This is a genomic window from Blautia massiliensis (ex Liu et al. 2021) (assembly GCF_052064225.1).
GTDB lineage: Bacteria > Bacillota > Clostridia > Lachnospirales > Lachnospiraceae > Blautia_A > Blautia_A fusiformis.
In genome coordinates, this window is sequence record NZ_JBQHWA010000023.1 from 47,204 (window position 1) to 57,784 (window position 10,581).

The following is a 10,581-nucleotide window of genomic DNA, read 5'->3' on the forward strand; positions in this document are numbered from 1 at the left end:
TCTAATAAATGGGGGATCTTTTTATATTACGAGAAAATTATAAAAATATTATGATTATTTTTAATAATCCATACCACATGCATATGCCTTTTCAATCAGCGCACGGTCATTGACAACTGCATCATAGAAGCGGAATCCGCCGGAGAAGTTGTATGTTTCATATCCATTTCCTTCCAGAATACGACTGGCAATATAACTTCGCAGCCCACTCTGGCATATCAGGTAAACAGGCTTTCCCTTCTCAATTTCATTGATACGTTCCCTTAGTTCATCTACAGGAATGTTTTTGAATCCATCCATATGCCCCCTGTTAAATTCACCTACAGTTCTCACATCCAGCAACACAACACTTTTATCTCTAGAAATCTTATCCATATCTTCCAGATGCCATTGTTTTAAGGTACCTTTTGCTATATTGTCTATCATAAATCCTGCCATATTTACAGGATCCTTGGCAGAGGAATAAGGCGGTGCATATGCGAGATCCAAATCCTTCAGCTGGGTTGCCTTCAGCCCTGCATGAATTGCTGTTGCCAGCACATCAATACGTTTATCAACTCCTTCATATCCAATAATCTGAGCGCCAAGCAAACGATAGGTCTCTTTTTCAAAAACCACCTTCATGGTCATCACTTTTCCACCAGGATAGTAACCGGCATGACTCATAGGAGAAAGAATTACTGTATCTACCTCTAATCCTGACTTTTTGGCATTGGTTTCATTGATACCTGTAGTGGCTGCTGTCATATCAAACACTTTTATAACGGAGCTTCCCTGACTGCCCAGGTAACGACTATCACCGCCACAAATATTATCAGCGATGATTCTGCCCTGTTTATTGGCTGGTCCTGCCAAAGAAATCAGCGCATCATTACCCGTAACATAATGTTTTACCTGAACTGCATCACCTGCAGCATAAATATCCGGTACAGAGGTTTCCATTCTGTCATTCACTACAATACTTTCCTTGATGCCAAGTTCCAGACCGGCTTCTTTTGCTAATACTGTGTCTGGTGTGACTCCGATTGCCAGAACTACCATATCAGCCTGAAGGGATAGATTATCTTTCAACAGGACCTCCACTCCGTTGTCTTTTTCTTTAAATCCTTCTACTGTATAGCCCAGTACCAGTTTTATCCCATGCTTTCTCATTTCATTATGGATCATAGATGCCATATCCGGGTCAAAAGGGTTCATCAGCTGCTTAGGCCGCTGGACAATCGTAACATCCATGCCAAGCTCCCTCAAATTTTCTGCCAGTTCCAGACCAATAAAACCGCCACCTGCCAATACAGCCGATTTTGGATGATTCTTATTTATATATTCCTTTATCCGAAAAGTGTCTTCTACAGTACGAAGTGTAAAAAGTTTATCAATACCTACTCCGGGAAGTCTCGGCTGTGTTGGCTTTGCACCTGGAGAGAGGATCAGTTTATCATATTTTTCTTCAAATATCTCACCATTCTCTAAATTTTTCACTGAAACCGTTTTACGTTCCGGATGTATGGAGATAACTTCATGATGAATTTTCATGTTAATACGGAAGCGTTTAAAAAAACTCTCTGGTGTCTGTAGTGTAAGTTCTTCCGGGTCTGTGATCACGTCTCCAATATAATATGGAAGTCCACAATTTGCATAGGATATGTATCCGGATCTTTCAAACACAGTAATTTCAGCATGTTCATTCAGTCTGCGTATTCTTGCTGCGGCTGTAGCTCCTCCGGCTACACCTCCTACAATTATTACCTTCATCTTATTTTTCCACCTTTCCTGAGTAAGCTGCAATGCCACCGATATTATTTACTTTAGAATATCCCATTCGTTGCAACAACCCTATTGCTTGACGACTTCGGGCTCCGAAATAACAGTATACAAACAGTGGAATTTCTGTATTCTTCACTACTGAAACAACATTGTTAAGTTGTTGTAACGGTAGATTTTTACTTTCTGGTATATGCCCTTCCTGATATTCCTGCGGAGTACGTACATCCAGCAGAACTGCACCAGCAGTCCTTTTATATTCCTCTATCCCTTGGTTAATATTCGCCTATTTAAGGAAATCAAAAAATCCCATTAGTGCACCTCCTCCTTAAAGCATTTCTAAAATTGCATTCTTAGGTCTCGCACCTGAAACCTGTTGTACGATCTTCCCATTCTTCATAACCACCAAAGTTGGGATACTCATAATACTAAATTCACTTGCCAGTTCAGGCTGCTCATCCACATTGATTTTACCAACTTTGATATCAGGGCGTTCACCTGCAATCTCCTCTATGATAGGAACCACCATACGACAAGGAGCACACCAAGGCGCCCAAAAATCCAAAAGGACAGTTTTATCAGAATTCATTACTTCGTTTTGAAAATTATTTTTATTGATATTAATTGCAGTCATTTTATAATCCTCCCTATCATTTCTTTGTGGCTTTATTATAATCTGAATTTTATTTCTTTTCTGTGATGGCATCACCATACCACATTAACTTAACTTCTTGCCATACCATCTACACTTAGTATAGCACCTGTAATATAACTCGCTTCATCTGAAGCAAGAAACACAAATGCGTTGGCAATATCTTCTGGCTGTCCAAGACGACGCAATGGAATTCTTTCAATCATAGGTTCGATAACTTCCTTTGGCACGGCCTTCATCATATCAGTTTCTGTAATCCCAGGTGCAACTGCATTAACACGAATACCTTTAGGTCCTAGTTCTCTTGCTAATGATACAGTCAATCCGTTTACTGCAAACTTGGACGCAGGATAAGCAAACCCACTTGGCTGTCCAGAAATACTCACCATGGAAGAAGTTGAGAGAATGACCCCCTTGCCTCTTGCCACCATACATTCTGCAGCTACACGAGTAGTATTAAATACTCCTTTTACATTTAGATCCATGACTTTATCAAAAGTCTCCTCTGTATAATCCATAAATGAGGTGTTTTCTGAAATTCCTGCATTATTTACCAGTATATCGACACATCCATATTTTTCAGTTGCCTCTTTAAAAGCCTTTCTGACAGACTCCATGTTTGAAAGATTTGGACTAATTCCAGCAACTATTGCATTGGGATATTTTTCTTTTAATTTATCTACAGCAGTATCTGCCGATTCCTGTGAACTTGCTGTCAATATAACTGTAGCACCTTCCTTCAAGAATTTATCAGCTGTAGAAAACCCTATGCCACGGCTTCCACCCGTAATGATTGCAACTTTATCTTTTAATCTCATTTAGACTACCTCCTTACGTAATTTCTAGCTACATTATAAGCAAATGGTAGATTATTTTCTGTGATATCATCACATAATATCGCAATAAAAAACCCTGTTGCTCACGCACCAGGGTTTTTGTTTATCTCTCCGTATTTAAAACAAGATTAGGTTTCTATTCAACTTCTGAAAACTGATCTTTTCCAACATTACATAATGGGCATTCAAAATCTTCCGGAACATCCTCCCACTTTGTTCCTGGTGCAATACCACCTTCCGGATATCCAACCTCCTCGTCATACTCCCATCCGCAAACATCACATACATATTTCATTATTGAATCCTCCTTTTAAAATATTGTTCATTCACAGCTATTTTGCTTTTGTATCCTTATTACTCTATAGTATTCGTATGTACAAAGTTTATTATAACATTTCCATAATCCATGTAAATTGCAGTATGCATATACTTCCTCCACCTGCTCTCCATCACAAAGACAGAAATCTGCAACCGGCTCCTGTCCTGGATTTAACTGTTTTCTATAAACACCCTGATTGGTATTTAATGTAATCCATTCAATAAAGTGTTCTTCAAGCATTGGATATTTGATTTCTCCAACAACATGAACCAGATTACCGTCTAGTGTATATACCGGTACATGCTTTTCAACTGCGGCATCTGTTACTCCGGCTTTCAGTTCCGGCATCGGCTCTCCACAACAAATTACAGGTACACCTTTGTCTTTACCTTTTCAATAATGTTTCCACAATGCTTACATACATAATATTTTACTTCCTTGTCTATTCTCCCTTAATAATTCTCTGCACGTACTTCAAAATAACTCTGCGGATGATTGCATACCGGGCATACCTCTGGAGCCTTTGTTCCGACTACAATATGTCCGCAGTTACGGCATTCCCATACCTTAACTTCGCTCTTTTCAAATACCTGTGAAGTTTCGATATTCTTAAGAAGTGCACGATATCTTTCCTCATGGTGCTTCTCAATCTCACCTACTGCCCTGAATTTTGCTGCAAGCTCAGGGAATCCTTCTTCCTCAGCTGTTTTAGCAAAGCCATCATACATATCTGTCCACTCATAATTTTCACCTTCTGCCGCTGCCGCCAGGTTTTCCTTTGTATCACCAATTCCTGCTAATTCCTTGAACCACATCTTTGCATGTTCTTTCTCATTATCTGCAGTCTTTAAAAACAATGCTGACATCTGCTCGTAACCTTCCTTTTTCGCTACAGAAGCAAAATAGGTATACTTATTTCTTGCCTGTGATTCCCCTGCAAATGCCTCCTGTAAATTCTTCTCTGTCTGTGTTCCTGCATATTTGTTTGCTGTCATCTCTTTTACCTCCGTTTTCTTTACTACTTTTTCAAAATCTGATGCCGGGTGCTTGCACAAAGGACATATAAAGTCATCTGGTAATTCCTCGCCTACATATTCATATCCGCAAATTCTGCAACGCCATATTGTCTGACTGTCCTCTGTTTTTCCAACCTCCTGTGGCTTAGGCTTAATATTATTCTGATAATAATCATATGTTACTGAAGGAACATTGCTTAAAACTTCCATATCGGTTATCTCACCGATAAACATCGTATGTGAACCCAAGTCCTCTGTTTTAGTAACTGTCACAGAAATGTATGCATTTGTACCTTCTGTAATATAATAAATACCATTTGTGCCCCTGGCACACTGCTCAAATGCTTCAAACTTATTGGTATCTCTTCCTGATTGGAAGCCAAAATGTTTGAACAATTCAAATTGTGCCTTCTGACTTAAGACTGATACAGTAAATTTTCCGGTTCTTTGAATCATATCATGCGTATAATTTGCCTTATTTACACAGATACTTAACTGGTTTGGTTCCGAAGCTGCCTGAATAGCTGTATTAATGATGCATCCGTTATCTTTTTCTGCTTCTTTAGCGGTCAATATAAACAGTCCATAACTCAACTTATATATTGCTTTCCTATCCATGCTGTTCCTCCCTTTACCTTCTCCCTGCATTTCGGGCAAATGCCTTTAAATGAAATATCATAATCCACAAATTCAATTCCATGAGTGTTATGAATTCTTTCCAGCAAATCCGATATTTGATCCATATCCACATCAAAAATTTCACCGCACTTTATACATCTTACATGGTAATGATTTTTCAATATAAAATCAAATCGGTTCGGTCCATCCGGAACTTCAACCTTTCTTAATGCACCTTCCTCTACCAATATATCAAGATTTCTATATACAGTTCCTTTTCCAATTGTTGGATATGCTTCTTTTATAAATTCATACACTTCATTTGCCGTAACGTGTCTTCTCATTTCGTATACGGTATTTCTTACAAGATCTTTTTGAATGGTATTTCTCCTACTTGTCATTCGTCCTACTTATTAGGATTAGTTCTTAATAAGGATTATATACCACTATTATCCTGTTGTCAATAAAAATAGTAATAATTCTCATTATTATTATTTTATTTTGCGTTCAAATACATATTCTGAATCTGAAGATAAATCAGACCTAAACGAATATCCGAGTCTGTCAAATTTCTGAATCTCCACCGGATTTTCAATATTATTTTCCGCTATGAATCTGACCATTTCACCACGAGCCATCTTGGCATAGGTACCTTTTGTTACCAATTTATCTCCGGATAACTCACAAAATACAATCGTAATATATCTGTCCTGTGGTGTCAGATACTTTTCTATACATTTTGAGTATTCTTTTGATGCAAGATTAATGATAATCCTACTGTCATCGATTACTGAGCGGTATAACAATTCTCCCCAGTACTCATACAGATTTTTTGCATCTCCAATTCCAACCTTTGCCTGCATTTCAAGACGATAAGGAGTCACACCATCCATTGGTTTTAAAATGCCATAAAACGCAGACAAGATTCTTAAATGATTTTGCAAATACTCAAACTGCTGGATTTCAAACACAGATGGTGCCATATATTGAAATGCAATCCCTTCATATGCTAAAACAGCCGGAGTAAGCCTGTTATAAAGATCCATATTTTCCAATCTGTTAAAGTTCTGCTCTGCAATCTTGTCATTACATTTCCAGATAGCTTTCAGTTCTTCTTTTGATTTGCTTTTCATCCAGTTTAATACTTCTGCTGTCTTATCAATATAGACAGGCAGTTCAACCGGTGCTAAGTTATCGGTATCTACAATCATCTTTTTTGCAGGTGATAAAATAATCTTCATTATGCCAATTCCTTAAGCATATTTTCAGGATCATCTGCCGCCTTGACTTTATCATTTGCCTTTATAATGATTCCCTGCTCATCAATAAGATATGTAGTTCTTACTACACCCATAGATACTTTTCCATAATTTTTCTTTTCTTTCCAGACATCATATGCTTCAATAACTTTACGCTCCGGATCTGCTAATAGCGTAAATGCCAGTCCGTATTTTTCTTCAAATCTCTTGTGAGACGCTACAGAGTCCTTGCTTACTCCGAGAATAACAGCTCCCTTCTCAGTAAATTGTGGATAACGCTCAGAAAAGCCACATGCCTGCTTCGTACATCCTGGTGTATTATCCTTTGGATAAAAATATAAGATCACTTTTTTTCCTGCATAATCGCTTAATTTATGCACATCTCCGTTCTGATCCGGCAATTCAAAATCCGGTGCTTTTATTCCTAACTCTAACATTTACTATTCCTCCGCTTTTGTATTTTTCACCTGTTTTCTTGTTCTTTTATTACCCGAAATCATTTTATGACCAGAATAGACTGCCATAATCATGCATATCAGAGAGCCAAATGCAAAGTATTTGTGTGCTGCTTTTAACCCTTTATATCCTGTATAAAAAGTTCCAATCATTGTGATTAAAGCTCCTACTGACCAATATTTATGTGCTTTCATGTAATTCCTCCATTTTTTCAGTGTATTCAATTCTAATTATACGCTACCATATTCCTATGTCAATTTGATAATAGAGCATTCCTATAAAATTTTTCAAAATATCATTGTCAAAACTATGTATTGTTATCCTTTAATTTTTCTTTGAAATAATTGACAAAAAGCTTGCTTTCAGGAGATTACTATTTAATCTCTTTTCCATCTATATATAGTTGAAATTTATCAGGATTATTGACAACATCATAGTCCTTTCCGTATTCTACAGGTCTATATTCGGCTGTCATTACCGATTCCCCGTCTTCAATATCCTCTTTCCATAAATAGATGTTCATATCAATGCTCATCGCATATCCTCTGTCTGTGGAGAATTTTGTCGAACGAAAAGAATTATCCTTGTACATCTGCAAAAGTTTTCTTGCAAACGCTTCTCTATCCTCAATATCTTCCCTATTTGCGACCACGGTTATATTTTCATCCCGATTTACAGAAAAAGTTCCAACTACATCTGGTTCGCCTTCTTTATGACTGGATTCAATTTCCCATAAATACTTCCTGCAGCAATTATCAAGATTGCTGTTCCTGAAATTACTGCAATTATCTTTTTCTTCATATTTTTTAATTTCCTTTTAATTTTTTTACTGCGTAATTGATTACTTCTTCCGGTGTGGGCCTGTCTCCTTTAAGTGTCATTTTCTTCCATTCTTCCTGCACAGCCGGGTCAGGATTATCAAATCCTGCATCTATGGCTATCTGCATTTCTCTGCGTACTTCTTCTGGTGTTGTGTTATACTTTTCTGCAATCTTCTCATATATAGTTTTCTCTCTCATTCATTTTCCTCCGATATATAAGTGGAATTATATCTTGTTCTATAAAATCAATTTAGCATATTTCTATTGGCATGAAAAGAGACTTTACAACTTAAAATTGGATAAAAAGGACAAAAAAAGAAGAGCTGCTTGCTCTTCCCATATAGTAGTAGTAAAATAATATGTCATGCCAGCGCAATATATTACCTAGAATATCGCTATAACAGGAAAGGGGCTGCATTATGACAGCCCCTAGTTTACTTCATCACGTTGTCTACATTCTGAATGAACTCGTTCCCTGGTTTATATTAGCATCGGTCTGGATTTTGTTTCATAAAGATAAATTTTGCCACAGAGCGGTCGTATGTTTTAATGTGTCCAAACAGCCAGTCGATTACATTTTTCTGTACAAGTTCACTGAACCGATCTGTTGGTCCTTCATACTCCTGAAGGTATTCATACAGTTCCTGAATTGTCTTTTTAAACTCTTCATGTTTTTCATAATGTTTTTCACGCTCTGGATAACCGGATTTTTCCTGAAGCTTTTCCTCTTCTTTGAAATGAAAGTCAGTATATTCATCCAGATAATCCAGCATTTTGATTGCTTTTACTTTGCTGTCGCCATTTTGACAGGCAGTTACAAAGTTCTGGATACGGTCGATCAATTCTTTATGCTGGGTATCAATTGTTTCATTTCCTGTTACTAAATTGTCATCAAAGGTAATGTTTAAATCGTAAGTCATAATTTGACCTCCATTTCTTTTATATGTTCTCTTAGGATCTTTTAATGTCTGGCAGTTTCGTACCTGCATTTTCTGCTTAGTCTTCTACAGGAACGAAAACATCTTTTCCTAATCCGCAGATTGGGCATGTCCAGTCATCTGGAATATCCTCAAATGCAGTTTCTGGATCGATACCAGCGTCTGGATCTCCTACTGCCGGATCATAAATATATCCACATGGTTCACATTCATATTTTATCATAGTCATTTTCCCTTTTCAATGTCGATTTATTTTTGTTACCAAGTTCCTAGCAATTTTTCTAACACTTTGTTTCTTGTATATCTGTATTATACATGATAATTATTCTCTTGTCAATAATAGTAATTATTATTATTATTGTACTTAGCATAAACTGATATTTGAATTGCAAATTTACATATTGTATATATCATGGGAATAGTTGAATAAAAAAATGAACTCTATTCATTAAAGACAGAGTTGCTGGAAATTATTTCTCTCCAACAACTTTTTTCGTCTTTAAGTCCTTGAAACACAATACTGTCCAATCAGATTCATCCAACTGTTATATTTATTCTTTTCACACACCTTTCGGCAAATTTCATTTTCCATCAATACACAGAACATCTTATCATAATCAAATGCCCAAACAGCACCATTCACATGGTTTTCCACTGCTTTCTGATCTATGTTCTTTAAACGTGTGACCATTTTTTCAATTTCTCCATTTCTCAAGTTAGCGATATTTTTGCAGATAAACCGAAAGAAATTCAACGTTGCATATTCGTCATGCCAATGGAACTCTTCTGGATTGTTTTTAATTTTACTGACTCGCTGCTGTTCTTTGATTATCTGATCAGCTACACCTTTCATCGAATCTTCGTATCTCATATTACTCACCTACTCTTCCTCAACGCCCAGTGACGGTTTAAATCTTTTATCCTTTGCCTGCGGTACCACGATCTCATAAAAATAAAATCCTAAATATCCAAGTGCCTGATTCTTCATTTTATAAAAAGAAGTCCTGCCTATTCCTAACTCCTGCTGTACTTCCACATCTGTCTTATTATAATGACTGCAAAAACAGGAATGAAGGATTTCACTGAGCATCACACCATTCGGTGCATAGAACTTCACCAGTGTCATTCCACGATAGATCATATCAGACAAGCCATAAATGATCATCAGGTTATTCATTTCCCGGTGCATCTTTGGCACATTCAGCTGATTGTTATAAATGCTCAGATAACTCAATGCATATGCCATATCTTCATTGATTTTCTCCTGGCACTCCATATCCAGTTCTTCCAATACAACCTGGTTTTCTAAAATCAGTTTCTGGTAGCTTGTCATCAGTTCTTTAATATCAGTATAATGTCTTTCGATTGTAACTTCCAGATAATCCTGTGCAAGACTTGCCATCTGGAAGGTAATTTCTTTCATTGATTTAATTGCATAATCTCTGTCTGTCATCAGTTTCAAAATCTCCTTATCATCATCACACTAACTGGCGGTCTTTCAGACCAGTTCGCTTTCCCCATGATTTTGATGGGAAGCAATTACTTACTACAACTTGCAGAAGCGGATATCCAAAAGGCATTGTGGGAGCTGCCTTTGCTGACCGAAATCCATCTTCTTATGTAAAACCTGCAGGAATATAAAGGGAAAGTGACTATCCCTGCCGGTTAATAATCCAAATAATATCGTCTATACCAATCTCTCCTTATGCTGTTTTTCTCTCCATAAACCATTTATCCACTTCGTAAAACAAGTGGCTTTCCTGCCCCTGTATCATACAGGTGTACATCACTCCTACACCAGCTCATAACCACCGTGATGTTAGCATCTAATTAGTACAAAACAAAAATGAGATATTTCCTTGATACAAATAAAATGTATAATAACAAGAGGAGGAACTCATCATG

Annotated in this window: 16 protein-coding genes and 2 pseudogenes; all 18 read right to left on the minus strand. The window is 37.1% G+C overall.

The features are described from left to right. Nucleotides 1-60 precede the first annotated feature (60 nt). The 18 genes and pseudogenes from ACTNDQ_RS10550 to ACTNDQ_RS10635 all read right to left on the minus strand — a co-directional run bounded on the left by ACTNDQ_RS10550 (nt 61) and on the right by ACTNDQ_RS10635 (nt 10,129). Entirely contained in the window at nt 61-1,752 is a 1,692-nt protein-coding gene (locus ACTNDQ_RS10550; protein WP_441064579.1) for an FAD-dependent oxidoreductase, read from the minus strand. 1 nt (nt 1,753) lies between these two features. Then, nucleotides 1,754-2,041, minus strand: a complete 288-nt coding sequence (locus tag ACTNDQ_RS10555; RefSeq protein WP_441064587.1) for a rhodanese-like domain-containing protein — start codon at nt 2,039-2,041, stop codon at nt 1,754-1,756. Between the two features lie 48 nt (nt 2,042-2,089). After that, nucleotides 2,090-2,395 carry a thioredoxin gene (trxA, locus tag ACTNDQ_RS10560; RefSeq protein WP_138344518.1) on the minus strand — a complete coding sequence of 102 codons (306 nt, stop codon included), beginning with the start codon at nt 2,393-2,395 and terminating at the stop codon, nt 2,090-2,092. Between the two features lie 89 nt (nt 2,396-2,484). Continuing rightward, nucleotides 2,485-3,231 (minus strand): SDR family NAD(P)-dependent oxidoreductase, encoded by a 747-nt coding sequence (locus tag ACTNDQ_RS10565; protein ID WP_441064580.1) that lies wholly within the window; start codon nt 3,229-3,231, stop codon nt 2,485-2,487. A gap of 154 nt (nt 3,232-3,385) precedes the next feature. Continuing rightward, nucleotides 3,386-3,544, minus strand: a complete 159-nt coding sequence (locus ACTNDQ_RS10570; RefSeq protein ID WP_117456460.1) for a rubredoxin — start codon at nt 3,542-3,544, stop codon at nt 3,386-3,388. 96 nt (nt 3,545-3,640) lie between these two features. Next, nucleotides 3,641-4,014: pseudogene (locus tag ACTNDQ_RS10575) on the minus strand (desulfoferrodoxin family protein); the annotation flags it as partial. 6 nt (nt 4,015-4,020) lie between these two features. Further along, nucleotides 4,021-4,563 carry a rubrerythrin gene (rbr, locus tag ACTNDQ_RS10580; RefSeq protein ID WP_441064588.1) on the minus strand — a complete coding sequence of 181 codons (543 nt, stop codon included), beginning with the start codon at nt 4,561-4,563 and terminating at the stop codon, nt 4,021-4,023. Nucleotides 4,564-4,581: 18 nt separating this feature from the next. Next, nucleotides 4,582-5,202, minus strand: a pseudogene (locus ACTNDQ_RS10585) (flavin reductase); the annotation flags it as partial. Beyond that, a complete protein-coding gene (locus ACTNDQ_RS10590; protein WP_441064581.1) occupies nt 5,175-5,603 on the minus strand; it encodes a Fur family transcriptional regulator in 429 nt (142 codons plus the stop codon). The pseudogene ACTNDQ_RS10585 and the gene ACTNDQ_RS10590, both read right to left, overlap by 28 nt. 90 nt (nt 5,604-5,693) lie before the next feature. After that, nucleotides 5,694-6,443 carry a peroxide stress protein YaaA gene (gene yaaA / locus ACTNDQ_RS10595; RefSeq protein WP_024854728.1) on the minus strand — a complete coding sequence of 250 codons (750 nt, stop codon included), beginning with the start codon at nt 6,441-6,443 and terminating at the stop codon, nt 5,694-5,696. Continuing rightward, the gene (bcp, locus tag ACTNDQ_RS10600) at nt 6,443-6,898 is read right to left on the minus strand and encodes a thioredoxin-dependent thiol peroxidase (protein ID WP_441064582.1); all 456 of its coding nucleotides are present in this window, start codon (nt 6,896-6,898) and stop codon (nt 6,443-6,445) included. Before bcp ends, yaaA begins: the two co-directional genes overlap by 1 nt. A gap of 3 nt (nt 6,899-6,901) precedes the next feature. Continuing rightward, a complete protein-coding gene (locus ACTNDQ_RS10605) occupies nt 6,902-7,111 on the minus strand; it encodes a DUF6219 family protein (protein ID WP_008708189.1) in 210 nt (69 codons plus the stop codon). A gap of 179 nt (nt 7,112-7,290) precedes the next feature. Next, nucleotides 7,291-7,569 carry a hypothetical protein gene (locus ACTNDQ_RS10610; RefSeq protein ID WP_441064583.1) on the minus strand — a complete coding sequence of 93 codons (279 nt, stop codon included), beginning with the start codon at nt 7,567-7,569 and terminating at the stop codon, nt 7,291-7,293. A gap of 154 nt (nt 7,570-7,723) precedes the next feature. After that, the gene (locus ACTNDQ_RS10615; protein WP_026648209.1) at nt 7,724-7,936 is read right to left on the minus strand and encodes a sporulation initiation factor Spo0A C-terminal domain-containing protein; all 213 of its coding nucleotides are present in this window, start codon (nt 7,934-7,936) and stop codon (nt 7,724-7,726) included. Nucleotides 7,937-8,223: 287 nt separating this feature from the next. Beyond that, nucleotides 8,224-8,658 (minus strand): bacteriohemerythrin, encoded by a 435-nt coding sequence (locus ACTNDQ_RS10620; RefSeq protein WP_015541209.1) that lies wholly within the window; start codon nt 8,656-8,658, stop codon nt 8,224-8,226. 76 nt (nt 8,659-8,734) lie between these two features. Continuing rightward, nucleotides 8,735-8,899: a rubredoxin gene (gene rd, locus ACTNDQ_RS10625; protein WP_020993356.1), complete on the minus strand. Its 165-nt coding sequence runs from the start codon at nt 8,897-8,899 to the stop codon at nt 8,735-8,737. A 276-nt stretch (nt 8,900-9,175) separates the two neighbouring features. Further along, complete coding sequence (locus tag ACTNDQ_RS10630) at nt 9,176-9,547, minus strand: hypothetical protein (protein ID WP_441064584.1); 372 nt, start codon at nt 9,545-9,547, stop codon at nt 9,176-9,178. A 9-nt stretch (nt 9,548-9,556) separates the two neighbouring features. Beyond that, nucleotides 9,557-10,129, minus strand: coding sequence for a hypothetical protein (locus tag ACTNDQ_RS10635; RefSeq protein ID WP_441064585.1), 573 nt, complete (start codon nt 10,127-10,129; stop codon nt 9,557-9,559). Nucleotides 10,130-10,581: the final 452 nt, after the last annotated feature.